The following is a 26155-nucleotide window of genomic DNA, read 5'->3' on the forward strand; positions in this document are numbered from 1 at the left end:
GATGACCCACCGCATTCTGATCCTCGGCGGAACCACCGAAGCCCGGCAACTGGCTGGAAAACTGGCAGCCGGTCACTCGGTGATGCTGTCGCTGGCGGGCCGCACCGAAAGCCCGGTGGCGCAGGGCGTGCCGGTACGCAGTGGAGGGTTTGGTGGCGCCGATGGTCTGGCCGTCTATCTCAAGGAGACAAGCATCGAGCTGCTGATCGACGCCACGCATCCCTACGCGGCGCGAATTTCCGCCAATGCCGCGCAGGCCGCGCGCATGGCCGGGGTGCCGATCGTCGCTCTGCGCCGTCCCGGCTGGGAGCCTGTCGAGGGCGATCGCTGGACGCAGGTCGATACGACAGGCGATGCCGTGCAGGCGCTTGGACCGGCGCCGCGCCGTGTATTCCTGGCTCTCGGCCGGCAGGAGGTCGCGGCTTTCGAAGCCGCGCCCCAGCACCACTATCTCATCCGCAGCGTCGATCCGGTCGAGCCGAAGCTGGCAGTGCCCGATGCCACCTATCTCCTGGCGCGCGGGCCGTTTCGCGAGGCGGAGGAACGCACGCTGCTCCAGCGGCACGGTATCGACATCGTTGTATCCAAGGACAGCGGCGGCACGGCGACTTATGGCAAGATCGCCGCGGCGCGGGCGCTTGGCCTCGACGTCGTCATGGTGCACAGGCCTGCGCTGCCGGAGGTTCCTTCGGCTGCGACCGTCGACCAGCTTGCCGACATGGTCGATCATCTTGTCGAGCCTGCCGCGGAGCGCGGCGTGTAGACCAGCGCCGGCCTGTTACCGCGCCTGATGATCCGGGTTTCCGGCGAACCGATGATGATGCAGGTTGCCATGTCCGCCTTGTCGGCATCGGCATCCGCCAGCAGGAACACCTCGATGCGCTCGTCAGGCCGGCCTGCGGCGCGGCCGAAGATGACGGGCGTGGTGCCCGGCAGAATGGCCTTCAGACATTCGAAGGCGCGGCCAAGCTGCCAGGGGCGCGCCTTGCTGATCGGATTGTAAAGCGCGATGACGAAGCCGGCGCCGGCGGCCGCCAGCAGGCGCAGTTCGATCAGGTCCCATGGCTTCAGATTGTCGGACAGCGAGATGGCGCAGAAATCATGGCCGAGCGGTGCCCCGATGCGGGCAGCGACAGCGAGCATGGCGGTGACGCCAGGCACGATTGCGAGGTCGATGGCGCGCCATTCGGAGGGGCCGGCTTCGATCGCCTCGCAGACGGCCGCCGCCATGGCGAAGACGCCTGGATCGCCCCCGGAGACGACGGCGACATTGTGACCTTCGGCCGCCTTCGCCAGCGCCTCGTTGGAGCGGGCAAGCTCTTCGCGATTGTCGGAGGCGATGCGGGTCTGGTCCGGGCGCAATTCCAGCCGGTCGAGATAGGGCTTGTAGCCGTAGAAGAAGCTTGCCTCGGCGACGGCGTGGCTCGCCTGCGGCGTCACCTGATCGGCGTTGCCGGGTCCGAGCCCGATGACCGTGAGGCGGCCGCTCATGCGCCACCCGCCGACGCGACAGGGCGTCCGGACCAGCCGGCAACGAGCACAATGGCGAAATAGGGCGCCTTGTCGTCCGGCTTGTCGGTGAGCCGCATCGAGACGCTGCCCGGCATGGTGCCGCGCTCGACATAGACGGCGCGTGTCAGCTTGCCGGTGGCCTCCAGCGCCCGCCGGATTTTGGGCAGGTTGCGGCCGACCTTCATGATAACGGCGGCATCGGTGTCGGCGAGGCGCCGGGTCAGTTCGAACTCGCTCATCGTGCCCGGCAGCACGGTCAGCACGTCGTCGCCCTGGACGATCGGCAGGCCGGTCGCCGACCAGCAGCCCGACATGGCGGTAACGCCGGGAATGACCTCGGTCGGAAAACGATGGGCGAGGCGCACATGCAGATGCATGTAGGAGCCATAGAAGAGCGGATCGCCTTCCGACAGCACGGCGACCATCCTACCGGCATCCAGATGACCGGCAACGGTCTCGGCGGACTCCTCGTAGAAGGCCGATATCTGCGCGCGGTAATCGTCGTGATCCTTGTCGATCTCCGTGGTCACGGGATAGAGCAACGGCAGTTCCAGCATGTCGGGCCGGAAGCGCGTTTCGACGATGGCGCGCGCATTGCTGTTGTTGCCGCGCTTGGCGAAATACGCCACCACATCGGCCTCGGCCAGCGCACGCGCGGCCTTCAGCGTCAACAGTTCCGGGTCGCCGGGACCGGTACCGACGCCGACCAGGCGGCCCCTCGAGCCGGTTTTGGGGAGCGCGTTCACAGGCCGGGCCTCGCGAGAGAATTGAGGGCTGCCGCGGTCATGGCGCTGCCGCCAAGCCTGCCGCGCACGATTGCATAGGGTACGCCGTAGGAATTCTGCGCCAGCGCGTCCTTCGATTCGGCGGCACCAACGAAGCCCACCGGCATGCCGATGATGGCGGCCGGTTTCGGCGCACCGTCGCGCAGCTTCTCCAGAAGATAGAAGAGTGCGGTCGGCGCATTGCCGATGGCCACCACCGAACCGGCGATGCGCTCGCCCCACAGGTCGATCGCGGCGGCAGAACGTGTGTTGCCGATCGTCCTGGCGATTTCATGCGTGCGCGGGTCGCGCAAGGTGCAGATCACCTCGTTGCCGGCAGGCAGACGGGCGCGGGTGACGCCGTGCGAGACCATTTCGGCGTCGCAGAAGATCGGCGCGCCGGCGGCAAGCGCGGCCCGTGCGGCGGAAACGAAATCGCTGGAGAAGACAAAATTCTTGGCGGCTTCCACTTGGCCGCAGGCATGGATCATGCGGACCGCGACATCGGCCTCTGCTTCGGAAAAGCGCGCGAGATCAGCCTCGGCGCGGATGATGGCAAAGGAGCGTTCGTAGATCGCCGTGCCGTCGTGGATGTAGTCGTAGGCGACCATTGTCATTCCTGTCGATAAGCCTCTGCGATGTCGGCCGGCCCCAGCCTCGTCAGGCAGGCGGCGGCGGTCTCGCCCTGATAGCGTGCGCTGCGGATTGCCGCCGCGACGCGGCCGATGCCGCGCGCGGCGTCATAGCCCGGCCTGTAACCGGCAGGAAGGGCCTTTGCCGTCGCGTTCACGACAAGTCCGGCTCCATTTTCGCCGCCGACCACGGTCAGCGCCGCTGGGCCGGGATGCGCGCAACCCTTGGCGCAGCCAGAAACATGCAAGGTGAAGTCAAGACTATCGGCGTTTTCGGTGGCGATCGCCTCGGCAATGTCGCGCGTGGCGATGCGACCCGAGGCGCAAGCCGGCGCGCCGGGACAAGCAGCGATGCGCGTGCGCGGGTCGGTGGGGGCGGTGACGAAGCCGAGGGTGGCGGCTGTTTGCTGGAGGGAAGGATTGGCGGCTGGTGGCTGGCCGAGGAAGAGCAGGGCGCGGCCCGGGGCGAGGCGGATTTCTGACGTGCCGAGAGTGACGGCGCTTTGAGCGAGGGCGATGAGCCTTTCGGTGGGCATGCTGCCGTAGGGGAGACCGATGCCGAGAGTGGGGACGTCGCCGGCTAAGGGGAAAAGGCCGATAGGTTTGCGCGAGGCGCCCCCCTCTGTCCTGCCGGACATCTCCCCCTCAAGGGGGGAGATTACGTGGTCACCGACGGTTTCGCCAATTTCCGGTGCTGCTAAAGAAAAGCCGACGTCGAAGCCGCCGATCTCCCCCCTCGAGGGGGAGATGTCCGGCAGGACAGAGGGGGGCGCCTCGCGCAAACTTGTCAGGCATAGCCAACCCGCCAGAGACACCAACTGCCGCTCCGACAAATCCCTTGCGTGAGCATCGCGGCCTTTCTCGGCGATCATCCTTAGAGCCGCGACGGCTATATCACGAGCCACACCTTCATCAGCAACCGCGAGCAGCCTTGCATTCCGCCCGTCACCGGCAACCGACACCCGCCAGCGGATTCCCGCCTCGGTGCTCGCCGCCTTCAGCCGCACGTCGGCCGTCACAGCATCCATCGTGAGTTGCCCGCCACCGTCGACAACGACCGAAACCTTCGGCCCGAGCCGCTGCGTCAGCCCGGCGTCCTCGACCGCTTCCCTGATCCGATCAGCCAGCGGCCTGGGGTCGGCGATCTCCTGCGGATCGATGCCGGCCAGTGGTCCGGTCTCCACTGGTACGCCAGTGCGGACCACAATGCCCAGCGCATCGACTTCCTTCGCCAGCAGGGTTGCACTTTGCGTGGTCAATCCGCGTATTTGCAAGCTGCCGCGCGCTGTCACTTCCATGATGCCGTTGCCGTGCCGCAGGGCGGATTCTGCCAGCCCGATCAGAAGCTTCGGCGACAATCCGCCAGAAGATGGGCCTCCGGCGACCGGGTTGAGCCGCACCAGCAGGCCGTCGCCGGTCTGCATCGGCGCCGAAAGGGCCGGGCAGGCGCCGCGTCGGGAGTAGGCGTTCATGCCGCCAACTCCCGTGCCTCGGCAATCAGTGCCGCGAGGTCGTCGTCGATCGAATTGCGCAAGGGATGCCAGAGGCCCCGCCGTCGCGCCGACAGGAGGCGTTCGGCAATGGCTTTCGCGGCGGCCGGGTTTTCGCGCAGGATGAAGGCGCGGACGTCCGCGTCGCCGAGATAGGCATCGTGCACGGCCTCTATCAGCGCGTCCGGTATCGCCTGCGTGGTTTCGGCGAAGCCAACCAGCCGGTCGACCGTTTCGGCGAATTCCGAGGCGCCGCGCGGGCCGTGGCGCATCTGGCCCGCTATGAAGCGGGCGTTGACGGCGCGGGCGCGCACGACGCGCGTCACGGCCTCACTAAGTGAACGCGGCTTCGGCCTCTGCGGATCGGTCGTGTCGAGCACGATGACGTCGGCATTCCTGCCAAGCGCTGCAAGGGCGGCCGAGAAGCCGCCGATGAAAGCGACATCGGCCGAGCCTTCGAGGATGTCGCGGCCGGGATCGTCGCCGGTGTGGACGAGAAGATCGGCTTCGGCGATGCGGTTCTCGAATGCGCCGGGCGCGGCGATCCCCTCACCGCCGGCGCCGCCATAGGAATGCGACGTGGCATCGAGATAGGCGCGGCCGATTTCCTCGCGCGCCGCCCAGTCGCCGCTCGACAGGATTTCCTCGACGCCAGCGCCGTAAGTGCCAGGCGAGGTGCCAAAGATGCGCGGGCTGATCTTGCCCTCGGCGCGGGTCCTTGCGGCGAGCGGATTTTCCGAATCGTCCTCGTCGCGCGCGGCAACGGCGTTGGCAGCGGCATCGATCAGCGCGATCTGGGTCGGGAACATGTCGCGGAACAGGCCCGATATGCGCCAGGTGACGTCGACGCGCGGGCGGCCAAGCGCTGCCGGTGCCAACACCTCGATGCCGGTGACGCGACCTGTGGCGGCATCCCATTGCGGGCGGCAGCCCATCAGCGAAAGCCCCTGCGCGATCTCCTCGCCGCTGGTGCGCAAAGACGCCGAACCCCAAAGGTCGATGATCAGCGAGCGCGGCCAGTCGCCATGCGATTGCATATAGGTGCGCACCACTTCCTCGGCAGCAGCCTTGCCGATGTCGTAAGCCGTCGGCGTCGGCATGGCGCGCGGGTCCGACGTGAACAGGTTGCGGCCGGTGGGCAGAACGTCGGAACGGCCGCGCGCGGGCGCGCCGGACGGGCCCGCCGTGACATGACGGCCGTCGAGCGCGGCAAGAAGGGCGGCTTTTTCGGTTCCGGCGCTTTGCCGGCGCATGGCGTCGGGTTCGTTCTCGGGCGCACGGCCATAGACATGCAGCCCGTCCTTGATGGCGAAATCCTTGAGGTCGCAGAGCCAGGCATCGATGCGGCGCAGGGCCTCGTCCGGCGCGTCGGTGCGGGCAACGCCGGCCTCCGCGGCGAGGCCCGTGGTCTGCGCGGTTTCGACGATCAGACTGGCCAGACGGTCGCGGCGGCGGCGGTCGAGACCGTCAGCCTGGGCGTATTCATCGACCAGCCGTTCGAGCCTGTGCTGGTTCTCGTCCAATCCGGCGCCGGTCAGCGGCGGCGGCAGATGGCCGAGCGTGACGGCGGCGATCCGCCGCTTCGCCTGCGCCGCCTCGCCGGGATTGGAGACGATAAAGGGATAGATGACGGGCAGGGGACCGGTGACGATCTCGGGGAAGCAGCTTTGCGAAAGCGCAACCGTCTTGCCCGGCAGCCATTCCAGCGTGCCATGCGCGCCAACATGGATGAGCGCATGGACGCCGAGCAATTTGCGCAGCCACAGGCCGAAGGCGAGCAACGCATGGCGCGGCGGCAGCGTCGGGTCGTGATAGTCGGCGCGGCGGTCGGCCGAGCGGCCGCGGTCTGGAGCCAGCGCCACGGTGATGTTGCCGAAGGTCGCGGCGCGGAAGGGGAATTTGGCGGCGGGCAGCGCTTGAACACCCCCCTCTGTCCTGCCGGACATCTCCCCCGCAAGGGGGGAGATTGGCAGTTTCGACGCTGGAGCTACTCTTGCAACGTTGGAGATTGGCGAAGACAGAGATGACGGCGTAATCTCCCCCCTTGCGGGGAAGATGTCCGGCAGGACAGAGGGGGGTGCCTCGCGCAAACCTGTCTCGCCTTCGGCTTTGCCCCAAGCTGCTTCTACGGCAGCAATTGCTGCGCCCGGCAATTCCGTTGAGAGGGCAAGGTACTCATCCAGCCCCAGCCCGGCCTTGCCGGACTCCAGCAAATCCAGCAACGCACGCGGCGATTGCGGGATCCCTTCAACCGCATAGCCCTGTTCCTTGAGGTCGTGCAGCATCGCCAGCACGCTGGACGGCACGTCCAACCCGACCGCATAGCCGGTGCGGCCGGGAGCGCTTGGGTAATCGGGGATCAGGATAGCGAGCTTGCGCTCCGCGCGGGGCGTCTCCCGAAGCCTGATGAAGGCCGCGACCCGGTCCGCCACCTGTTCGACGCGATCGGGTTCCGGCCGGTTGGCAAAGGCGCGGTGGCCGAGCGCCGGGTCGGTCTCGCTCTCGCCCTTGAACGAAACGGCGCCGGCCAGGATGCGGCCGTCGAGTTCGGGCAGCACGACATGCATGGCGAGGTCGGCGGGCGCAAGCCCGCGCTGGTTCTTCTCCCATACGTCGCGGCGGGTGGTGGCGACGATCACCTGGAAGACCGGCACGCCGGCGCGGTCGAACAGGGTCTCGACGCCGGGTTCGGCGCCGGACGCGAACGCGGTCGCAGTGATGATGGCGGCGGGCTTGAGCTGGGCAATCGCGGTTTCAACAAAAGCCAGAGATTCCGGGTCTTTCAGGCTGGAGACGAAGATCGGCACCGGGAGCATGCCGCGCTGCCGTAGCGCCTCGAAAAGCGCGTCGATCGGCGCGACATCGGCGGCGAGCAGCATCGAGCGGTAGAAGAGGACGGGAATCACGGGTGGGTTGACGTTGCCGGCGTCGAGTTCCGTCACACCCCCCTCTGTCCTACCGGACATCTCCCCCGCAAGGGGGGAGATTGCTCTTTCATCGACGATTTCGCCTATCGCGGATGGTCGAGATAAATCCCTGTCCAAGGGGACAGAAGAGGAGCCGGCCTTGATGACAGCCGATCTCCCCCCTTGCGGAGGAGATGTCCTGCCGGACAGAGGGGGGTGTGTAGGATCGTCAACATTCGATAAGTGCGGCTTCTCCACGACTCCGCGCCCCGGCTCATAAAACCCGGCTTTCGGCACGCTAACCGGTTCGGCAAGTTCGGCATCAGACCCCGCCAACCGCGCCAGCCTGCGCACCAGCGCGCTCATATTGGCCGGGCCGCCCTGGCGGAAATAATTGAGCAGCCCGTCCAGTTCCTCGCGCGGCAGCGTCGAGGCTTCGATCAGCCTGATATCCTCGTCGTGGCTTTCACCGGGAAGCAGTGCCAGCTTTATGCCGCGCTCACGGGCAACCACGGCCAACTGGTCGCAGCCGTAGCGCCACCACTCGTAACCGCCGAGAATACGCACCAGAATGACTTTGGCGTTACGGGCGACGCTGTCGATCCAGAGGTCGACAGACATGGGGTGGCGCAGGTCGCGCAGCGCGGCCAGCCGCATCGTGGGCAGCCGATCGGCGTCGCCTTTCCAGGCCGCTGCCAGTCCGGCCAGGTCGCTGTCCGTGAAGGACAGCGCCACCATTTCCGCCGGCGTCTGCCGCAGATCGACCGGCTCGGCGAGATCGTCGAGCGAGGCGGATGTGGTGGTGAGGATGTGCATCGCGGTCGGTGTTGCCTCAGCCGGCGAGGATATGCTCGATCGCCGGGCGGTTCAGCCCCTTGAGGCCGATGACGACCAGGCGCGAGCGGCGGTCGTCGTCAGCCGTCCAGGCGCGGTCGTAGTAATGATTGACGCGCGGACCAACGGCCTGGAGCAAAAGCCGCATCGGCTTGCCGCCGACCTCGACGAAGCCTTTCACCCGCAGCACGTTTTCCTGTTCGGCGGCGGTGGCGACGCGCTTTGCCAAGTCGTCCGGGTTGGCGATCGAGGGGATGTCGACGATGAACGTATCGAAGTCGTCGTGCTCGTGGTCGAAAGCGCCGTCATGATGGGACTTGCGGTTCTCGATGTCGTCCTCGACGGCGAGGCCTAGCCCGAGCAGCACGGACGGATCGACCTTGCCATGAGCCGTCGGCACGACCTTCACGGCGCGGGCGGAGTGTTCGCCAATGATGGCGTTGGCGCGAGCCGAACCTGCGGCATCCATCAGGTCGCTCTTCGACAGGATGATGAGGTCGGCGCAGGCGATCTGGTCCTCGAACACCTCCTCGACGGGGTCGTCGTGGTCCAGTGTCTGGTCCTGCGCGCGTTGCGCCTGCAGGGCGTCCATGTCGTTGGCGACGCGCCCCTCGGCCAATGCCGGACCGTCGACCACGGCGATCACGCCGTCGACTGTCACCCGGCTCTTCACTGTCGGCCACTGGAAGGCCTGGACCAGCGGCTTGGGCAGAGCCAAGCCTGAGGTCTCGATCAGGATGTGGTCGACCTTCGGCGTCAGCGACAGGATCTGGTCGAGCGCCGGGACGAAATCGTCGGCGACGGTGCAGCAGATGCAGCCATTGGCCAGTTCGACGATGTTTTCCACCGGGCAGGTGTCGATGCCGCAGCCCTTGAGGATCTCGCCGTCGATTCCGATGTCGCCGAATTCGTTGACGATGATGGCGATCCGCTTGCCGCCCGCGTTTTCCAGGAGATGGCGGACCAGCGTGGTCTTGCCGGCACCCAGGAAGCCGGTGACCACGGTACAGGGGACGCGGGAGAGAGTGGCGGCGGAAACTGCGGCGGTCATGATCAGTCCTTCAGCATGTCGAGGGGAGGAATGCGGGCGACGAGGCCGCGCTTGAGGGAATCCGGGCGACCACGCCACGGAATGAGGCCGTTGGTCGAAGCGGCGAAGAGTTTCGCGCCGGTGACGAGATCGGCGCCGCTGGCGATGTTCAGGTCGCCGAAGACATAACTCCAGCAGCCGTCGCGAAGAATCGCGGCACTGAGACGGCGCTTGCAGTTGCCGAGGCATTCGACGGTGCGGACACGGACATTGTCGGCCGTTGCGGCTTGGCGCGTATCTTGAGCCAAAACTTCGCCGGCGCGGGGATGGGCATCGGAACCGGTCTCGTCGCGGCAGGAAGCGCAGATGATGACAGTGACGCCGGCCAAGGCGTCGCTATCGCCAGACAAGTCGCTATCGCCAGACAAAATGTCCGCTGTTTCAGCCGGGAAACTGCTGTCGCGTTCCAAATCGGGCTCCTTGCCCGGAAAACCCGCCGGGCGATCGGATTCTTATGTCTCAGACGGCAGGTCTCCTGGCTCGCGGGTCATCGCCTTCGTGCCGCCTTCCCGGGACCGTCCCAGTGGTTTTCGGCCTTGGCTCGTCGCTTACAGTTGCGGGGACAGCCGCGGATTTGAAATCGAGATTTCGCACCGCATTCCCTCTTGGCTCCTCCCTTTGCCGAGAGGAGACCGTCTGGAATGGATTTAGGCTCTTGCAGGCGGCGGTGTCAACGCGCGTCTACGACACGGCAATGTCGGCGAGCGGCTGCCCAAGGTCGCCGGCGGGCGTAACCTCGATCCGTTCGAGGCCGAGCCAGCCCTGCATCTGCGTCAATTCCTGGAAGAGTTGCGCGGCGGTTTCAGGCGGCGCGCCGGGCTCGGCATAGGCCGCGTGGACGCGTAGCACGCTGGCCGGCCGGTCGGCCTTGAGGTCGACGCGCGCCACGATCCTGTCGCCGAGCAGGAACGGCAGGACGTAATAGCCGTATTGCCGTTTTTCGGCAGGGGTGTAGATTTCTATGCGGTAGTGGAAATCGAACAGCCGCTCCGTGCGCGAGCGCTCGAAAACGACCGGATCGAACGGCGCCAGCAAGGCGCGGGCCTCGATTTTTCGTGGAATACGGGCCTCCTTATGGAGGTAAGCCGGTTTGTTCCAGCCCTCGACACGCACCGGCACCAGCTCGCCTGTTTCAACCAGCTCCTCCAGCCGGCCCTTCATGTCGGCCGGCGACAGGCGGAAATAGTCGCGCAGGTCGCTTGCTGTCGCGACGCCATGAGCGCGGGCGGATATCCGCAGCAATTCCCGATGCGCGTCCTCGGCAGACGGCACCGGCAGATCGAGGATCGCCCGCGGCAGTACGCGCTCGGGCAAATCATAGAAGCGTTCGAAGCCACGGCGGTGCGCGGTGGTGATGCGTCCTGCCCAGAACAGCCATTCGAAGGCATGCTTGGCGTGGCTCCAGCCCCACCAGCCGCCGGACCCTTTCTGGCCTTCGAGCGCGGAGGCGGCGATCGGGCCGCGCTCCGCGACCTCGCGGTAGATCTCTTCGATATAGGCGGCGTGCTCGCGGCCCCATTTGGCGAGACCCAGATACATTTCATCGCCACGCTCCGCGCGCTGCATGCGCCAACGCATCAGGGGATAGGTCTCGACCGGCAGGAAGGAAGCCTCGTGCGCCCAGTATTCGAAAACCGTGCGCTTGCGCGTGACGGCGGCGTTGTCGAGCAAGGCGAACGGGTAGGGGCCAAGGCGCGAGTAGAGCGGCATGTAGTGAGCGCGCACCACCGCGCTGACGGAATCGATCTGCAGCAGGCCGGTGCGCGAGAGCACGCGGGCGAAGTGGCGTCGGTCGGGCGTGCCGGCGGGGCGGGGATCAGTGAACCCTTGGGCGGCGAGCGCGATGCGCCGGGCCGTGGCAAGCGAGATCTTTTCCTTCATTCGGATGCGACTCTGATGGCTTGTTGAGCGTCGTTCGGACGGTTGATTCCGGCCATGCTAGCAGGGTTTTGGCGGCAACTCTGTCAGGAGAGAAAAGTGGAGTAAAAAGCGAAGGAAATCAAACAGGAGCGGATCGGACCAGTTTCTTCCCTTCTGCCGTCCAGGCCAGTGTTTTGAACAAGGTTTGACTTGCTTCGCCGGAAGCGCTGCGCTAACCCTCGCCGCGTTGCAGCAAAGGCCCCTTAAAACGGTTCAGCGGTTAAACTGTCACGCTTCCGCAATAGGGTCTGGTGCTGTAATCAAAATGGATTGGCGCCAACGGAAAGCCGCAGCATGAACGCACTTCTCAGTTCGTACCTGCCCATCGTCCTGTTTATCGCAGTGGCGGCGGCTGTCGGCGTCGCGCTTATCGTGGCGCCGTTCCTGGTGGCCTATCGCAATCCCGACCCGGAAAAGCTTTCCGCCTACGAATGCGGGTTCAACTCGTTCGATGACGCCCGTATGAAGTTCGACATCCGCTTCTACCTGGTGTCGATCCTGTTCATCATCTTCGACCTGGAAGTGGCCTTCCTGTTTCCGTGGGCGGTGTCGTTCTCGAAAATCGGCATGCTCGGTTTCTGGTCGATGATGGTGTTTTTGGCGGTGCTGACCATCGGCTTTGCCTATGAATGGAAAAAAGGAGCGCTCGAATGGGATTGAGCGACAGTTCCGGCACGCTCGTCGCGCCGAAGCCCAAGGGTCTGATCGATCCCAATACCGGCAGGCCGGTTGGGTCCGATGATCCGTTCTTCCTCGAAATCAACAACGAACTCGCCGACAAGGGCTTTCTCGTCACCTCGACCGAGGCGCTGATCACCTGGGCGCGCAGCGGCTCGCTGATGTTCATGACCTTCGGCCTCGCCTGCTGCGCCGTCGAGATGATCCACACCTCGATGCCGCGCTACGATTCGGAGCGGTTCGGTGTTGCTCCTCGCGCGTCTCCGCGCCAGTCCGACATCATGATCGTTGCCGGCACGCTGACCAACAAGATGGCCCCGGCGCTGCGCAAGGTCTACGACCAGATGCCGGAGCCGCGCTACGTCATCTCGATGGGCTCCTGCGCCAATGGCGGCGGCTATTACCACTATTCTTATTCGGTGGTGCGCGGCTGCGACCGCATCGTGCCGGTCGACATCTATGTGCCCGGCTGTCCGCCGAGCGCCGAAGCGCTGCTCTATGGCATTCTTCTGCTGCAGAAGAAGATCCGCCGCACCGGCACGATCGAACGGTAAATCCATGGCCGCATCCCTGAGCGAACTGTCGACCTATCTCGGCGAAAAATTGATTGGCCGCGTCAATGAAGCAGTGTTCGCCTATGGCGAACTCACCATCCATGTCGAACCGCGCGATCTGATCGAAGTGGTGACTTTCCTGCGCGACGATCCGCGCTGCCAATTCATCTCGGTCATCGATGTCTGCGGCGCCGATTATCCGTCGCGGGCCAAGCGCTTCGACGTCGTCTATCACCTGTTGTCGCCGAAGCAGAATGTGCGTATCCGCATCAAGGTGCAGGCCGACGAGGAGACGATGGTGCCGTCGATCACCGGCGTCTATCCCGGCGCCGACTGGTTCGAGCGCGAGACCTACGATCTCTATGGCGTGCTGTTTTCGGGCCACCCCGATCTGCGGCGCATCCTCACCGACTACGGTTTCGACGGTCACCCGCTGCGCAAGGATTTCCCGCTGACCGGCTTCGTCGAGGTGCGCTACGACGACGAAGCCAAGCGCGTCATCTACGAGCCGGTGGAACTGAAGCAGGAATTCCGCAATTTCGATTTTCTGTCCCCGTGGGAAGGCACCGATTACGTGCTGCCAGGGGATGAGAAGGCAAAGCAGTAATGGCTGAAACCTCCGTCCGCAATTTTAACATCAACTTCGGACCGCAACACCCTGCCGCGCATGGTGTTTTGAGATTGGTTCTGGAGTTGGACGGCGAAGTGGTCGATCGTGTCGATCCGCATATCGGGCTCTTGCATCGCGGCACCGAAAAGCTGATCGAGCACAAAACCTACCTGCAGGCAGTGCCTTATCTCGACCGGCTCGACTATTGCGCGCCGATGAACCAGGAGCATGCCTTCGCACTGGCCGCCGAGCGCCTGCTCGGCATCGAGGTGCCGAAGCGCGGTCAGCTGATCCGCGTGCTCTACTGCGAGATCGGCCGCATCATGTCGCACATCCTCAATGTGACGACGCAGGCGCTGGACGTCGGCGCGCTGACGCCGCCTCTGTGGGGCTTCGTCGAGCGCGAAAAGCTGATGGTGTTCTATGAGCGCGCCTCGGGTTCGCGCATGCATGCCGCCTATTTCCGTCCGGGCGGCGTTCACCAGGACCTGCCGCAGAAGCTGCTCGAGGACATCGGCAAGTGGATCGATCCGTTCCTGAAGTCGATCGACGACCTCGATCAGTTGCTGACCGGCAATCGCATTTTCAAGCAGCGCAATGTCGATATCGGCACGGTTTCGCTGGCCGACGCCTGGGCCTGGGGCTTTTCCGGCGTCATGGTGCGCGGCTCGGGCGCTGCCTGGGACCTGCGCAGATCGCAGCCCTATGAATGCTATTCGGAGCTCGATTTCGATATTCCGATCGGCAAGAACGGCGACTGTTTCGACCGCTACCTCGTGCGCATGGAAGAGATGCGCCAGTCGGCGAAGATCATGCGCCAGTGCATCGATCTCCTGCTCGGCAAGGAAAGCGCCGGGCCGGTGTCGAACCTCGACGGCAAGGTCGTGCCGCCAAAGCGCCAGGCGATGAAGCGCTCGATGGAAGCGCTGATCCACCACTTCAAGCTCTACACCGAGGGCTACCGCGTGCCGGCCGGCGAGGTCTATGCGGCGGTCGAGGCGCCCAAGGGCGAGTTCGGCGTCTATCTGGTCTCCGACGGCACCAACAAGCCTTATCGCTGCAAGCTGCGCGCGCCCGGTTTCGCGCATCTCCAGGCCATGGATTTCCTGTGCCGCGGTCACATGCTGGCCGACGTCACCGCCGTCCTCGGCTCCCTCGACATCGTGTTTGGTGAGGTCGATCGCTAAATGTCAGTCCGTCGTCTCGCAGAAGCCAGCGTCCAGCCAGCATCCTTCGCCTTCAACCGGGCGAACGCGGCCGCGGCCAAGCAATGGATCAAGAAGTACCCGAAGGGCCGGGAACAGTCTGCGATCATTCCACTGCTGATGCTGGCGCAGGAGCAGGAAGGCTGGGTCACCAAGGCGGCGATCGAGACGATTTCGGACATGCTCGGCATGCCGCGCATCCGCGGGCTCGAGGTCGCGACCTTCTACACGCAGTACCAGCTGAATCCTGTCGGCACGCGGGCGCACATCCAGGTTTGCGGCACCACGCCCTGCATGCTGCGCGGCTCGGAAGCGCTGATGGACGTGTGCCGCTCCAAGATCCACCATGACCAGTTCCACACCAACGACAAGGGAACGCTGTCGTGGGAAGAGGTCGAATGCCTCGGCGCCTGCGTCAACGCGCCGATGGTCATGATCTTCAAGGACACGTTCGAAGACCTGACGCCGGAACGGCTGGCCGAAATCATTGATCTCTACGATGCGGGCAAGGGGGCCTCGGTGACGCCGGGGCCGCAGAACGGCCGCACCGGCTCGGAGCCGGCCGCCGGCCTCACGACGCTGAAAAGCGAGAAGGCGATCCTCAAGTCGACCCGTGACAGGGAGGCCAGGGAAGCCGCCAAGGCCGCCAAGGCGGCACCCGACGCGATCATCGCGGCGCCGGTGCCAACGCCGGCCGCCACCCCTGTCGCGCCGTCCAATGCCAGCAAGCCGAAAACCGATGCGGCTGAAACCAGCCCGGCGCTGAAAACGCCGTCGCCGGCCAAGGTCGCGTCGGCAACGGAAAAAGCGGCGAGCGTCGCGGCTCCCCGCCACTCGGCGACAAACGCCAACAAGGCGGCGCCCGAGGTCGAGAAAGTTTTGAAGCCGCGCAGCGGCCCCCTGAACAAGGCTGAGCCGGCTTCCGCGTTCAAGTCGCCGGAAACCAAGCTTCCCGCCAAAGCGGCCAAGCCTTCGTTGGAAGACAAGAACCGGCCGGCCGGCATCGCCAGGCCGGCGCTGGTCGACGATCTCAAGCTGATCTCCGGCGTCGGCCCGAGGACCGAGAGCATCCTGCATTCGCTCGGCATCTTCACCTTCGCCCAGGTTGCGTCTTGGAAGAAGGCCGAACGGGAGTGGGTGGACAGCTATCTCTCCTTCCGCGGCCGCATCGAGCGAGACGACTGGGTCAAGCAGGCCAAGGCGCTCGCCAAGGGCGGCGTCGCCGAATATATCCGCGTCTTCGGCAAGAAGCCGGTCTGAGGGACGAACAATGCTTCAGGACAAAGACCGCATCTTCACCAACATCTACGGCCTCTTCGACAAGTCGCTGGCCGGCGCAATGGCGCGCGGCGCCTGGGACAACACGCCCGGCATCGTCGCCAAGGGGCGCGAGTGGATTGTCAACGAGATGAAGGCGTCGGGCCTGCGCGGCCGCGGCGGCGCCGGTTTCCCGACCGGCCTGAAATGGTCGTTCATGCCCAAGCAGAGCGATGGCCGGCCGAGTTATCTCGTCATCAATGCCGACGAATCCGAGCCCGGTACCTGCAAGGACCGCGACATTCTGCGCAACGATCCGCACACGCTGGTCGAAGGCGCCTTGCTCGCCGGCTTCGCCATGGGCGCGGTCGCGGCCTACATCTATGTGCGCGGCGAGTTCATCCGCGAGCGCGAGGCGCTGCAGCGTGCCATCGACGAGGCCTATGAGGCCAAGCTGATCGGCAAGGGCAACACTTCAGGCTACGATTTCGACGTCTATATGCACCATGGCGCCGGGGCTTATATCTGCGGCGAGGAGACGGCGCTGCTCGAAAGCCTCGAGGGAAAGAAGGGCCAGCCCAGGCTGAAGCCACCATTTCCGGCCAATGTCGGCCTTTATGGCTGCCCGACCACCGTCAACAACGTCGAATCGATCGCTGTGGCGCCGACGATCCTGCGTCGGGGCGCGGCCTGGTTCTCATCCTTCGGCCGGCCCAACAATGTCGGCACCAAGCTGTTCTGCGTCTCCGGCCACGTCAACAATCCGTGCACCGTCGAAGAGGCGATGTCGATCCCGTTCCGCGAGCTGATCGAGACGCATTGCGGCGGCATCCGTGGCGGCTGGGACAATCTTCTGGCGGTCATTCCTGGCGGCGCCTCGGTGCCGCTGGTGCCGGCCGAGCAGATCATCGATACGCCGATGGATTTCGACGCGCTGCGCGACCTCAAATCCGGCCTCGGCACGGCGGCCGTCATCGTCATGGACAAGTCGACCGATGTCGTCAAAGCCATCGCGCGGCTGTCCTACTTCTACAAGCATGAGAGCTGTGGCCAATGCACCCCGTGCCGTGAAGGCACCGGCTGGATGTGGCGGGTGATGGAGCGGCTGGTGCGCGGCGAGGCGCAGAAGCGCGAGATCGACATGCTGCTCGACGTGACCAAGCAGGTCGAAGGCCACACGATCTGCGCGCTGGGCGACGCGGCCGCTTGGCCTATCCAGGGCCTGATGCGGCACTTCCGCGGCGAGGTGGAGCGGCGCATCGACGAGTTTTCGCGCAACGCGCACCGGGCCGAGCCGGTGTTGGCGGCGGCGGAATAGAGAAGCATTGAATGGGCGAAAGCCCGGAGCGAGAAGAACGGGGCGGGGCGAACGAAGAAACGACCAGGAGAATTCTATGGCGCCGTATTCGACACCCCACCCGTTGATGCCCAATTTGGACCAGATCGAGAAGATGAACCAGGACCTGACCAGGATGATGCCGAAGGAGATGGCCGGTGCCGTCAACCTTCTGGCGCACCCTGTCGCGGGCGCGGCGGCGATGTCGGCCCTGGGGCTTGGGCTCGCCAACCACGCTTTCGGCGTCTGGTTGGGTGCGCTGTCGGGCGCAGCCGAGGCGTCGCAACGCCTCATGCGGCCGCTCATCGAGGATTTCGAGGCGCGCGTCGAGCAATTCGAGGATGCGAGCCTTTCGTCCACCAGAGCGCGGGCGACGGCCAAGACCCTGATCGCCGAGGCGCAGTCCTTCGCGCAGGAAGTCACCGACATTGCCGCCAGGGAGGCCGCCACCACGGCGCCGGCAGCACAGGCGGGGCGTTCAGCGGACGAGCTTCCGGATGTGCTGCTGCCCGAGGATTTCAGGCAGCCCAAGGCTGTGGACAGGCCGGCGAAGCCTTCGGATCTCAAGAAGATATCGGGCATCGGCCCGAAGCTGGAGACGGTGCTCAACGGGCTCGGCATCTGGACGTTCCGCCAGATCGCCGACTGGTCGCCCGAAGAGATCGCCTGGGTCGACGACTACCTGTCGTTCAACTGCCGTATCGTGCGCGACGACTGGATTGCCCAGGCGGCCGCGCTCGCGCCTGCCGGCAAGGCCAGGAAATAGGGGGCCGCGATGCAGGTTCACGACCAGCGCGATGTCCTTGATATGCGCAGCGCCATCATTACGAATTCGAATTTCGATGACGTGACCATGTCCAACATGCGGTTCCACAATGTGAACCTGTCGGTGGCGATGATCCTGCGCGCCAACCTGAGCAACGCCAAGGTGGAAGACGCAAACCTTTCGAATGCGCATTTCACCAATGTGAATATGAGCAATGTGAAGATAGAAAACGCGCAGGTCGCCGGCATGATGATCAACGGCATCAGCCTCGGCGACCTGTTCCACGCATATGAGACGGCGAAGACCGCCGGGGGCAATTGATGGCAAAGCTCAAGGTCGACGGGAAAGAAATCACTGTACCCGACCATTATACGCTGCTGCAGGCGGCAGAGGACGCGGGCGCGGAAGTGCCGCGCTTCTGCTTCCACGAGCGGTTGTCGATCGCCGGCAATTGCCGCATGTGCCTGATCGAGGTGAAGGGCGGGCCGCCCAAGCCACAGGCGTCCTGCGCCATGGGCGTGCGCGACCTGCGTCCTGGTCCGAACGGCGAGGCCCCGGAAATCTTCACCAACACGCCGATGGTCAAGAAGGCCAGGGAAGGCGTGATGGAATTCCTGCTGATCAACCATCCGCTGGATTGCCCGATCTGCGACCAGGGCGGCGAATGCGACCTGCAGGACCAGGCGATGGCCTTCGGCGTTGATTCCTCGCGCTATCACGAGAACAAGCGCGCGGTCGAAGACAAGTATATCGGCCCGCTGGTCAAGACGGTGATGAACCGCTGCATCCACTGCACGCGCTGCGTTCGCTTCACCACCGAGGTTGCCGGCATTTCCGAACTCGGCCTGATCGGCCGCGGCGAGGATGCCGAGATCACCACCTATCTCGAGCAGGCGATGACCTCGGAGCTGCAGGGCAATGTCATCGACCTGTGCCCCGTCGGCGCGCTGACCTCCAAGCCTTTCGCCTTCCAGGCACGGCCGTGGGAACTGACCAAGACCGAATCCATCGACGTCATGGATGCCGTCGGCTCGGCGATCCGCGTCGACAGCCGCGGCCGCGAGGTGATGCGCATCCTGCCGCGCGTCAACGAGGCGGTGAACGAGGAGTGGATCTCCGACAAGACCCGCTTCATCTGGGACGGCCTGCGCACGCAGCGTCTCGACCGGCCCTATGTACGCAAGGACGGTAAGCTGGTCCCGGCGAGCTGGGCCGAGGCCTTCACGGCGATCAAGGACGCCGTGTCGAAGACTACGCCCGAGAAGATCGGCGCCATAGCGGGCGATCTTGCCGCGGTCGAGGAAATCTACGCGCTGAAGCTCCTGATGGTCGCACTCGGTTCGAAGAACATGGATTGCCGCCAGGACGGCGCCGCGCTCGACCCGTCGCTTGGCCGGGCAAGCTACATTTTCAACCCCACCATCGAAGGCATCGAACAGGCGGACGCGGTGCTGATCATCGGCGCCAACCCGCGCTTCGAAGCCTCGGTGCTCAACGCCCGCATCCGCAAGCGCTGGCGGGTCGGCAATCTGCCGGTCGGCGTCATCGGCGATGTCGGGGATACACGCTATGACTACGAACTTCTGGGCGCAGGACCGGAATCGCTCAAGGATCTGGCCGACGGCGATGGCAAGTTCTTCCAGGTGCTGAAGAAGGCCACGCATCCGCTCATCATCGTCGGCCAGGGCGCGCTGGCACGCCCTGATGGCGCGGCGGTGCTCGGCCAGGCAGCGAAGCTCGCCATGGCCGTGAACGCCGCGCGCGCGGACTGGAACGGCTTTGCCGTGCTGCACAATGCGGCTGGACGCGTCGGCGGCCTCGACCTTGGCTTCGTGCCGAGCGAGGGCGGCAGGAACGTCGCCGGCATGCTGGGCGAGACGGACGTGCTGTTCTTGCTGGGCGCCGACGAGATCGACATGGCAAAGACCGGCGGCGCTTTCGTGGTCTATGTGGGCACCCATGGCGATGCCGGCGCGCACCGCGCCAACGTCATCCTGCCGGGCGCTGCCTACACCGAGAAGTCGGGCACCTATGTCAACACGGAAGGGCGCGTGCAGCAGACCAACCGCGCCGGCTTCGCGCCGGGCGACGCGCGCGAGGATTGGGCCATCGTCAGGGCATTGTCGGATGTACTGGGCAAGAAGTTGCCGTTTGATTCGCTGCCGCAGCTGCGCGCTAAACTCTACGGCGAATACCCGCATCTTGCCCGCATCGACCAGGTTGCTGCGGGCAATGCTGAGGATATCGCCAATGTGGCGAAGCTTGGCGGACGGCTGAACAAGGGCACGTTCACGTCGCCGGTCCAGGACTTCTACCTGACCAACCCGATCGCGCGGGCCTCTGCCGTGATGGCGGAATGCTCGGCGCTTGCCAAGAGCGGCTTCAAGCAGGCGGCGGAATAAGCATGGACACCTTCTTCTCCTTTTACGTGCTGCCGGCGCTGATCATCGTGTTGAAGTCGGTCGTACTGATCGTCGTGCTTCTCATCGCCGTCGCCTACCTGCTCTATGCAGACCGCAAGATCTGGGCGGCGGTGCAACTGCGCCGCGGCCCGAACGTCGTCGGCCCCTGGGGCACGCTGCAGGCTTTCGCCGACCTGTTGAAGTTCGTCTTCAAGGAGCCGGTGATCCCGTCCGGCGCCAACAAGGGCGTGTTCCTTTTGGCGCCATTGGTATCGGCGGTTCTGGCGATCTCGGCCTGGGCGGTCATTCCGGTCAGCCAGGGCTGGGCCGTCGCCAACGTCAATGTCGGTATCCTCTATGTCTTCGCCATCTCCTCGCTCGAGGTTTATGGCGTGATCATGGGCGGCTGGGCGTCCAATTCGAAATATCCGTTCCTCGGGGCGCTGCGTTCGGCCGCACAAATGGTGTCCTACGAGGTCTCGATCGGCTTCGTCATCGTCACCGTGCTGCTTTGCGTCGGCTCGCTCAACCTGTCCGACATCGTGCTGTCGCAGCAGGATGGGCTCGGCACCAGGCTCGGCCTGCCCAATACCTTCCTCGACTGGCACTGGCTGTCGCTGTTGCCGATGTTCGTCATCTTCTTCATCTCGGCGCTAGCCGAGACGAATCGCCCGCCTTTCGACCTCGTCGAAGCCGAATCGGAACTGGTCGCCGGCCACATGGTCGAATATTCGTCGACGCCGTTCCTTCTGTTCTTCCTCGGCGAATATGTCGCCGTCGTGCTGATGTGCGCGCTGGCCACCATCCTGTTCCTCGGCGGCTGGCTGCCGCCGTTCGACTTCGCGCCCTTCACCTGGGTGCCGGGGGTGATCTGGTTCGTGCTCAAGATCTGCCTGATGTTCTTCATGTTCTCCATGGTGAAAGCGTTCGTGCCGCGTTACCGCTACGACCAGCTGATGCGGCTTGGCTGGAAGGTGTTCCTGCCGATCTCGCTGTTCATGGTGGTGCTGACCGCCGCCTTCCTCAAGATCACGGGGTTTGCGTGATGTCCGCTCTGTCCCAGGCCGCCAAATCGCTGCTGCTGAAGGATTTCGTCAGCGCCTTCTTCTTGTCGATGCGCCAGTTCTTCGCGCCGAAGGAGACGATCAATTATCCGCACGAGAAAGGGCCGGTGAGCCCACGCTTCCGGGGCGAGCATGCCTTGCGCCGTTATCCCAATGGCGAGGAACGCTGCATCGCCTGCAAATTGTGCGAGGCGATCTGTCCGGCGCAGGCCATCACCATCGAGGCCGGCCCGCGCCGCAACGACGGCACGCGCCGTACCGTGCGCTACGACATCGATATGGTGAAGTGCATCTATTGCGGCTTCTGCCAGGAAGCCTGCCCGGTCGACGCCATCGTCGAGGGGCCGAATTTCGAATTCGCGACCGAGACGCGCGAGGAACTCTACTACGACAAGGATAGGCTGCTGGCGAATGGCGACCGGTGGGAGCGCGAACTGGCGCGCAACATCTCGCTGGACGCACCGTACCGCTGATATCGCATGGACAGGGGCGAGGGCCCTTGTCCGGGGATGACCCGAAGCATTTCAGGCAAGGTCATCCCTCAGGACTTCAGAGTTGCCCATGTTTCTTTGCGCCGGGTCTTTCAACCCGGTTGGAACATGGGCTAGGACAACGCGGCTTCGCACCGGAGGCGGAACGAAGCCACAGACAACAAACAGGACGAACGTCCTGTTTGGACAGGAACCCGGGGGAACCCCAATGCTGAGTGGACTAGAGGCGGCCTTTTTCTACCTCTTCGCCTTTGTCGCCGTGGCGTCGGCGTTCATGGTCATTTCGTCGCGCAACCCCGTGCATTCGGTGCTGTTCCTGATCCTGACCTTCTTCAACGCCGCCGGCCTGTTCATGCTGACAGGCGCCGAGTTCCTGGCGATGATCCTGCTCGTCGTCTATGTCGGCGCTGTCATGGTGCTGTTCCTGTTCGTCGTCATGATGCTCGACGTCGACTTCGCCGAGATGAAGGAGGGCGCTCTGCAATATGCGCCGATCGGCGCGCTGGTCGGACTGATCCTGGCGGCGGAACTGATCGTGGTGCTCGGCGGCTATACCTTCGCGCCGCAGCTCGCCTCGACGGTATCGAAGCCGATTCCCGATCTCGCGGCGCGCTCGAATACGGCAGCGCTCGGCGACATCCTCTATACGGACTACCTCTACTACTTCCAGATCTCGGGCCTCGTGCTGCTGGTGGCCATGATCGGTGCCATCGTTTTGACGCTGCGCCACAAGGAAGGGGTCAAGCGGCAGTCGATCGCAGCCCAGGTCGCCCGCACGGCGGCGACGGGCATGGAAATCCGCAAGGTCAAGTCGGGCGAAGGAGTCTGAGATGGTCGTCGGCATCGCACATTATCTGACCGTATCGGCGATCCTTTTCACACTCGGCGTGTTCGGCATCTTCCTGAACCGTAAGAACGTGATCGTCATCCTGATGTCGGTCGAGTTGATCCTGCTTGCGGTCAACATCAATTTCGTCGCCTTTTCGGCGGCTCTCGGCGACCTCGTCGGCCAGGTGTTCGCGCTGTTCGTGCTGACGGTCGCGGCGGCGGAGGCCGCCATCGGACTTGCCATTCTCGTCGTCTTCTTCCGCAACCGCGGCTCGATCGCGGTCGAAGACGTGAACATGATGAAGGGTTGACGGAACCACCATGTACCAGGCCATCGTCTTCCTTCCGCTGCTCGGCTTCCTGATCGTCGGCCTGTTCGGCACGTCGCTCGGCGCCAAGGCGTCCGAATACATCACCTCCGGCTTCCTGGTGATCGCGGCGGTGCTGTCGTGGGTTGCTTTCTTCACCGTCGGCTTCGGCCATGGCGAGGTGTTCACCGTGCCGGTGCTGCGCTGGATCCAGTCCGGCGGACTGGAGGCGTCCTGGGCGCTCAGGATCGACACTCTGACGGTGGTCATGCTGGTGGTGGTCAACACCGTGTCGGCGCTGGTCCATATCTACTCGATCGGCTACATGCACCACGATCCGAACCGGCCGCGTTTCTTTGCCTATCTGTCGCTGTTCACCTTCGCCATGCTGATGCTGGTGACGGCCGACAACCTCGTGCAGATGTTCTTCGGTTGGGAAGGGGTGGGCCTGGCGTCCTACCTGCTGATCGGCTTCTGGTACAAGAAGCCCTCGGCCAACGCCGCGGCCATCAAGGCCTTCGTCGTCAACCGCGTCGGCGATTTCGGCTTTGCGCTCGGCATCTTCGGCGTGTTCGTGCTGTTCGGCTCGGTCAATCTCGGCACCATCTTCGCCAATGCGGCGACGTTCATCCCGGCTGAAGGCGCCCCGCAAGGTGCTGCGGTGCTGACCTTCCTCGGTTATGCGCTGGACAAGCAGGCAGCGATGACGATCGTCTGCCTGCTGCTGTTCATGGGTGCCATGGGCAAGTCGGCGCAGGTGCCGCTGCACACCTGGCTGCCGGACGCCATGGAAGGTCCGACGCCGGTCTCGGCGCTCATCCATGCCGCCACAATGGTGACGGCCGGCGTGTTCATGCTGGCGCGGCTGTCGCCGCTGTTCGAGCTGTCGCATTCGGCGCTGACGGTGGTGACCTTCATCGGCGCCTTCACCGCCTTCTTCGCGGCGACCGTCGGCCTGGTCCAGAACGACATCAAGCGCGTCATCGCCTATTCGACCTGCTCGCAACTTGGCTACATGTTCGTGGCGCTCGGCGTCGGCGCCTATGGCGCGGCGATCTTCCACCTGTTCACGCATGCCTTCTTCAAGGCGCTGCTGTTCCTCGGCTCGGGCTCGGTCATCCATGCTGTTTCCGACGAGCAGGACATGCGCAAGATGGGCGGCCTGAGGACGCTGATCCCGACGACCTACTGGATGATGGTAATCGGCACGCTGGCGCTGACCGGCGTCGGCATTCCGGTCACCGTCATCGGCACCGCCGGGTTCTTCTCCAAGGATGCCATCATCGAGACGGCCTTTGCCGGGCATAATTCCGTGGCGGGCCTCGCCTTCGTGCTGCTGGTGATCGCCGCCGGCTTCACCTCCTTCTATTCCTGGCGGCTGATCTTCATGACCTTCCACGGCAGGCCGCGGGCGAGCCATGAGGTGATGCACCATGTCCATGAATCGCCGCCGGTGATGCTGGTGCCGCTGTTCGTGCTGGCGGCGGGCGCGCTGTTTGCCGGCATCATCTTCCACGGTGCCTTCATCGGCGAAGGCTATGCCGAATTCTGGAAGGCGTCGCTGTTCACGCTGCCGGACAATCACATCCTGCACGACATCCACGAACTGCCGCTATGGGTCGAGTTGTCGCCGTTCATCGCCATGCTGATCGGCCTGGCGCTGGCGTGGAAGTTCTACATCCGCTCGCCGGAAGTGCCGGTCAACCTGGCGGCCCAGCATCGCGGGCTCTATGCCTTCCTGCTCAACAAATGGTATTTCGACGAGCTCTATGACTTCCTGTTCGTGCGGCCGGCCAAACGCCTCGGTTCCTTCCTGTGGAAGACCGGCGACGGCACCGTCATCGACGGTCTCGGGCCTGACGGCATTTCGGCACGCGTCGTCGATGTCACCAACCGCGTCGTCAAGTTGCAGACCGGCTATCTCTATCACTATGCCTTCGCCATGCTGATCGGCGTTGCCGCATTCGTCACCTGGATGATGCTCTGATGACCGCCTGGCCAATTCTCTCGCTGGTCACCTTCCTGCCGCTGGTTGGTGTGCTGCTCATCCTGTTCATCAACGACGACAGCGAAAACGCACGCCGCAACATCCGCGCCATCGCGCTGCTGACGACGACGTTCACCTTCATCATCTCGCTGTTCATCTGGACCGGCTTCGACAATTCGCAAGCCGGCTTCCAGTTCGTCGAGAAGGTCGCCTGGCTCGATTCCGGCATCTCCTACCATATGGGCGTGGACGGCATTTCGATGCTGTTCGTCATCCTGACGACATTCCTGATGCCGCTCTGCATCTTGGCGTCGTGGGAAGCGATCGAAAAGCGCGTCAAGGCCTACATGATCGCCTTCCTGCTGCTCGAGACGCTGATGATCGGCGTGTTCTGCGCGCTCGACATCGTGCTGTTCTACGTCTTCTTCGAAGCCGGCCTGATCCCGATGTTCATCATCATCGGCGTCTGGGGCGGCAAGCGGCGCGTCTATGCCTCGTTCAAGTTCTTCCTCTACACGCTCGCCGGCTCGGTGCTGATGCTGCTCGCCATCATGGCGATGTTCTACCAGTCCGGCACGACCGATATCCCGACGCTGTTGACGCACAATTTCCCGGCCAACATGCAGACATGGCTGTGGCTCGCCTTCTTCGCCTCCTTCGCGGTGAAGATGCCGATGTGGCCGGTGCACACCTGGCTGCCCGATGCGCATGTCGAGGCGCCGACGGCGGGTTCGGTGATCCTGGCTGCCATTCTGCTGAAGATGGGCGGATACGGCTTCCTGCGGTTCTCCTTGCCGATGTTCCCCCTGGCGTCCGAGATGTTCGCGCCGCTGGTCTTCGCACTCTCGGTCGTCGCCATCATCTACACCTCGCTGGTGGCGCTGATGCAGGAGGATATGAAGAAGCTGATCGCCTATTCGTCGGTCGCCCATATGGGCTTCGTGACCATGGGCATCTTCGCCATGAACCAGGAAGGCGTGCAGGGCGCGATCTTCCAGATGCTCAGCCACGGCCTGGTCTCGGGCGCGCTGTTCCTGTGCGTCGGCGTCATCTATGACCGCATGCACACGCGTGAGATCGCCGCCTATGGCGGCCTGGTCAACAACATGCCGAAATACGCCACCGTGTTCCTGATCTTCACCATGGCCAATGTCGGCCTGCCGGGCACGTCAGGCTTCGTCGGCGAGTTCCTGACCATGCTCGGCGTGTTCCGGGTCAATACCTGGGTGGCGTTCTTCGCTGCCACCGGCGTCATCCTGTCGGCCGCCTACGCGCTTTGGCTCTACCGCCGGGTGATCTTCGGCGCGCTGACCAAGGACAGCCTCAAGGGCCTGCTCGACCTGTCGACACGCGAGAAGGCGATCGTCTATCCGCTGGTTGTGCTGGTCATCTTCTTCGGCGTCTATCCCGCTCCCGTCTTCGACGCGACGGCCCAGTCGGTCAAGTCGCTCGTCACCAATGTCACCGCATCCATCGGCGCCGCGCAGACCGCGGCGGCGAACTGACCCAGGGGTTTTGCGA

23 protein-coding genes, 1 pseudogene and 1 riboswitch are annotated in these 26155 nt (G+C 64.4%); of the genes and pseudogenes, 16 read left to right on the forward strand and 8 right to left on the reverse strand.

All coding sequences use genetic code 11. The features are described 5' to 3' along the window. Position 1 precedes the first annotated feature (1 nt). Positions 2-763 (forward strand): cobalt-precorrin-6A reductase, encoded by a 762-nt coding sequence (locus FJ959_RS17055; RefSeq protein ID WP_140521150.1) that lies wholly within the window; start codon positions 2-4, stop codon positions 761-763. Here the strand turns inward: FJ959_RS17055 and FJ959_RS17060 are convergent. From FJ959_RS17060 to FJ959_RS17095, 8 genes and pseudogenes are all read right to left on the reverse strand, one after another. Beyond that, positions 727-1491, reverse strand: a complete 765-nt coding sequence (locus FJ959_RS17060; RefSeq protein WP_140521149.1) for a precorrin-3B C(17)-methyltransferase — start codon at positions 1489-1491, stop codon at positions 727-729. The genes FJ959_RS17055 and FJ959_RS17060 overlap by 37 nt on opposite strands. Next, positions 1488-2258, reverse strand: a complete 771-nt coding sequence (locus FJ959_RS17065) for a precorrin-2 C(20)-methyltransferase (RefSeq protein ID WP_140521148.1) — start codon at positions 2256-2258, stop codon at positions 1488-1490. Before FJ959_RS17065 ends, FJ959_RS17060 begins: the two co-directional genes overlap by 4 nt. Then, positions 2255-2887, reverse strand: coding sequence for a precorrin-8X methylmutase (locus FJ959_RS17070; protein ID WP_140495569.1), 633 nt, complete (start codon positions 2885-2887; stop codon positions 2255-2257). Before FJ959_RS17070 ends, FJ959_RS17065 begins: the two co-directional genes overlap by 4 nt. Then, positions 2811-4380: pseudogene (gene cobG / locus FJ959_RS17075) on the reverse strand (precorrin-3B synthase). Before cobG ends, FJ959_RS17070 begins: the two are co-directional and overlap by 77 nt. After that, the gene (locus FJ959_RS17080; protein ID WP_140631019.1) at positions 4377-8120 is read right to left on the reverse strand and encodes a cobaltochelatase subunit CobN; all 3744 of its coding nucleotides are present in this window, start codon (positions 8118-8120) and stop codon (positions 4377-4379) included. The pseudogene cobG and the gene FJ959_RS17080 overlap by 4 nt, the downstream one beginning before the upstream one ends. A gap of 16 nt (positions 8121-8136) precedes the next feature. Beyond that, positions 8137-9189, reverse strand: coding sequence for a cobalamin biosynthesis protein CobW (gene cobW, locus FJ959_RS17085; protein WP_140631021.1), 1053 nt, complete (start codon positions 9187-9189; stop codon positions 8137-8139). 2 nt (positions 9190-9191) lie between these two features. Then, positions 9192-9638, reverse strand: coding sequence for a DUF1636 family protein (locus tag FJ959_RS17090; RefSeq protein ID WP_140495573.1), 447 nt, complete (start codon positions 9636-9638; stop codon positions 9192-9194). 37 nt (positions 9639-9675) lie between these two features. Further along, positions 9676-9880: riboswitch (cobalamin riboswitch) on the reverse strand. A 29-nt stretch (positions 9881-9909) separates the two neighbouring features. After that, the gene (locus FJ959_RS17095; protein ID WP_140631022.1) at positions 9910-11109 is read right to left on the reverse strand and encodes a winged helix-turn-helix domain-containing protein; all 1200 of its coding nucleotides are present in this window, start codon (positions 11107-11109) and stop codon (positions 9910-9912) included. 333 nt (positions 11110-11442) lie between these two features. On the opposite strand from FJ959_RS17095, the gene FJ959_RS17100 reads away from it, so the two are divergent. From FJ959_RS17100 to FJ959_RS17170, 15 genes are all read left to right on the forward strand, one after another. Beyond that, positions 11443-11808 carry an NADH-quinone oxidoreductase subunit A gene (locus FJ959_RS17100; protein WP_140495575.1) on the forward strand — a complete coding sequence of 122 codons (366 nt, stop codon included), beginning with the start codon at positions 11443-11445 and terminating at the stop codon, positions 11806-11808. Continuing rightward, a complete protein-coding gene (locus tag FJ959_RS17105) occupies positions 11799-12380 on the forward strand; it encodes an NADH-quinone oxidoreductase subunit B (RefSeq protein ID WP_140495576.1) in 582 nt (193 codons plus the stop codon). The genes FJ959_RS17100 and FJ959_RS17105 overlap by 10 nt, the downstream gene beginning before the upstream one ends. A gap of 4 nt (positions 12381-12384) precedes the next feature. Beyond that, the gene (locus tag FJ959_RS17110) at positions 12385-12987 is read left to right on the forward strand and encodes an NADH-quinone oxidoreductase subunit C (RefSeq protein WP_140495577.1); all 603 of its coding nucleotides are present in this window, start codon (positions 12385-12387) and stop codon (positions 12985-12987) included. Then, complete coding sequence (locus FJ959_RS17115) at positions 12987-14177, forward strand: NADH-quinone oxidoreductase subunit D (protein WP_140495578.1); 1191 nt, start codon at positions 12987-12989, stop codon at positions 14175-14177. Before FJ959_RS17110 ends, FJ959_RS17115 begins: the two co-directional genes overlap by 1 nt. Next, complete coding sequence (locus FJ959_RS17120; RefSeq protein WP_140495579.1) at positions 14178-15455, forward strand: NADH-quinone oxidoreductase subunit E; 1278 nt, start codon at positions 14178-14180, stop codon at positions 15453-15455. A 10-nt stretch (positions 15456-15465) separates the two neighbouring features. Then, a complete protein-coding gene (nuoF, locus tag FJ959_RS17125) occupies positions 15466-16770 on the forward strand; it encodes an NADH-quinone oxidoreductase subunit NuoF (RefSeq protein WP_140631024.1) in 1305 nt (434 codons plus the stop codon). 76 nt (positions 16771-16846) lie between these two features. Next, entirely contained in the window at positions 16847-17554 is a 708-nt protein-coding gene (locus FJ959_RS17130) for an NADH-ubiquinone dehydrogenase (RefSeq protein WP_140631026.1), read from the forward strand. 9 nt (positions 17555-17563) lie between these two features. After that, entirely contained in the window at positions 17564-17875 is a 312-nt protein-coding gene (locus FJ959_RS17135; RefSeq protein ID WP_140631028.1) for a pentapeptide repeat-containing protein, read from the forward strand. After that, complete coding sequence (nuoG, locus tag FJ959_RS17140) at positions 17875-19956, forward strand: NADH-quinone oxidoreductase subunit NuoG (protein ID WP_140631031.1); 2082 nt, start codon at positions 17875-17877, stop codon at positions 19954-19956. Before FJ959_RS17135 ends, nuoG begins: the two co-directional genes overlap by 1 nt. Before the next feature lie 2 nt (positions 19957-19958). Further along, positions 19959-21002 carry an NADH-quinone oxidoreductase subunit NuoH gene (nuoH, locus tag FJ959_RS17145; RefSeq protein WP_140495583.1) on the forward strand — a complete coding sequence of 348 codons (1044 nt, stop codon included), beginning with the start codon at positions 19959-19961 and terminating at the stop codon, positions 21000-21002. Beyond that, positions 21002-21493 (forward strand): NADH-quinone oxidoreductase subunit NuoI, encoded by a 492-nt coding sequence (gene nuoI, locus FJ959_RS17150; protein WP_140495584.1) that lies wholly within the window; start codon positions 21002-21004, stop codon positions 21491-21493. Before nuoH ends, nuoI begins: the two co-directional genes overlap by 1 nt. 226 nt (positions 21494-21719) lie before the next feature. After that, positions 21720-22340 carry an NADH-quinone oxidoreductase subunit J gene (locus FJ959_RS17155; protein WP_140495585.1) on the forward strand — a complete coding sequence of 207 codons (621 nt, stop codon included), beginning with the start codon at positions 21720-21722 and terminating at the stop codon, positions 22338-22340. A 1-nt stretch (position 22341) separates the two neighbouring features. Further along, positions 22342-22650, forward strand: coding sequence for an NADH-quinone oxidoreductase subunit NuoK (nuoK, locus tag FJ959_RS17160; RefSeq protein WP_019858930.1), 309 nt, complete (start codon positions 22342-22344; stop codon positions 22648-22650). 10 nt (positions 22651-22660) lie between these two features. Further along, positions 22661-24634, forward strand: a complete 1974-nt coding sequence (nuoL, locus tag FJ959_RS17165; protein WP_140579847.1) for an NADH-quinone oxidoreductase subunit L — start codon at positions 22661-22663, stop codon at positions 24632-24634. Next, entirely contained in the window at positions 24634-26139 is a 1506-nt protein-coding gene (locus FJ959_RS17170; protein ID WP_140631033.1) for an NADH-quinone oxidoreductase subunit M, read from the forward strand. The genes nuoL and FJ959_RS17170 overlap by 1 nt, the downstream gene beginning before the upstream one ends. Positions 26140-26155 lie beyond the last annotated feature (16 nt).

This window comes from Mesorhizobium sp. B2-2-4 (assembly GCF_006442375.1).
In the GTDB taxonomy this organism is placed as follows: Bacteria; Pseudomonadota; Alphaproteobacteria; order Rhizobiales; family Rhizobiaceae; genus Mesorhizobium.

What these genes read in the sequence shown, in the direction of transcription:
- FJ959_RS17120 (WP_140495579.1), top strand. Translation starts at nt 14,178, where the DNA reads ATGTCAGTCCGTCGTCTCGCAGAAGCCAGCGTCCAGCCAGCATCCTTC.
- nuoF (WP_140631024.1), top strand. Translation starts at nt 15,466, where the DNA reads ATGCTTCAGGACAAAGACCGCATCTTCACCAACATCTACGGCCTCTTC.
- FJ959_RS17100 (WP_140495575.1), top strand. Translation starts at nt 11,443, where the DNA reads ATGAACGCACTTCTCAGTTCGTACCTGCCCATCGTCCTGTTTATCGCA.
- nuoL (WP_140579847.1), top strand. Translation starts at nt 22,661, where the DNA reads ATGTACCAGGCCATCGTCTTCCTTCCGCTGCTCGGCTTCCTGATCGTC.
- FJ959_RS17060 (WP_140521149.1), bottom strand. Translation starts at nt 1,491, where the DNA reads ATGAGCGGCCGCCTCACGGTCATCGGGCTCGGACCCGGCAACGCCGAT.
- FJ959_RS17110 (WP_140495577.1), top strand. Translation starts at nt 12,385, where the DNA reads ATGGCCGCATCCCTGAGCGAACTGTCGACCTATCTCGGCGAAAAATTG.
- FJ959_RS17170 (WP_140631033.1), top strand. Translation starts at nt 24,634, where the DNA reads ATGACCGCCTGGCCAATTCTCTCGCTGGTCACCTTCCTGCCGCTGGTT.
- FJ959_RS17070 (WP_140495569.1), bottom strand. Translation starts at nt 2,887, where the DNA reads ATGGTCGCCTACGACTACATCCACGACGGCACGGCGATCTACGAACGC.
- FJ959_RS17155 (WP_140495585.1), top strand. Translation starts at nt 21,720, where the DNA reads ATGCTGAGTGGACTAGAGGCGGCCTTTTTCTACCTCTTCGCCTTTGTC.
- FJ959_RS17080 (WP_140631019.1), bottom strand. Translation starts at nt 8,120, where the DNA reads ATGCACATCCTCACCACCACATCCGCCTCGCTCGACGATCTCGCCGAG.
- FJ959_RS17105 (WP_140495576.1), top strand. Translation starts at nt 11,799, where the DNA reads ATGGGATTGAGCGACAGTTCCGGCACGCTCGTCGCGCCGAAGCCCAAG.
- nuoG (WP_140631031.1), top strand. Translation starts at nt 17,875, where the DNA reads ATGGCAAAGCTCAAGGTCGACGGGAAAGAAATCACTGTACCCGACCAT.
- nuoK (WP_019858930.1), top strand. Translation starts at nt 22,342, where the DNA reads ATGGTCGTCGGCATCGCACATTATCTGACCGTATCGGCGATCCTTTTC.
- FJ959_RS17135 (WP_140631028.1), top strand. Translation starts at nt 17,564, where the DNA reads ATGCAGGTTCACGACCAGCGCGATGTCCTTGATATGCGCAGCGCCATC.
- FJ959_RS17115 (WP_140495578.1), top strand. Translation starts at nt 12,987, where the DNA reads ATGGCTGAAACCTCCGTCCGCAATTTTAACATCAACTTCGGACCGCAA.
- FJ959_RS17055 (WP_140521150.1), top strand. Translation starts at nt 2, where the DNA reads ATGACCCACCGCATTCTGATCCTCGGCGGAACCACCGAAGCCCGGCAA.
- cobW (WP_140631021.1), bottom strand. Translation starts at nt 9,189, where the DNA reads ATGACCGCCGCAGTTTCCGCCGCCACTCTCTCCCGCGTCCCCTGTACC.
- nuoH (WP_140495583.1), top strand. Translation starts at nt 19,959, where the DNA reads ATGGACACCTTCTTCTCCTTTTACGTGCTGCCGGCGCTGATCATCGTG.
- nuoI (WP_140495584.1), top strand. Translation starts at nt 21,002, where the DNA reads ATGTCCGCTCTGTCCCAGGCCGCCAAATCGCTGCTGCTGAAGGATTTC.
- FJ959_RS17130 (WP_140631026.1), top strand. Translation starts at nt 16,847, where the DNA reads ATGGCGCCGTATTCGACACCCCACCCGTTGATGCCCAATTTGGACCAG.
- FJ959_RS17095 (WP_140631022.1), bottom strand. Translation starts at nt 11,109, where the DNA reads ATGAAGGAAAAGATCTCGCTTGCCACGGCCCGGCGCATCGCGCTCGCC.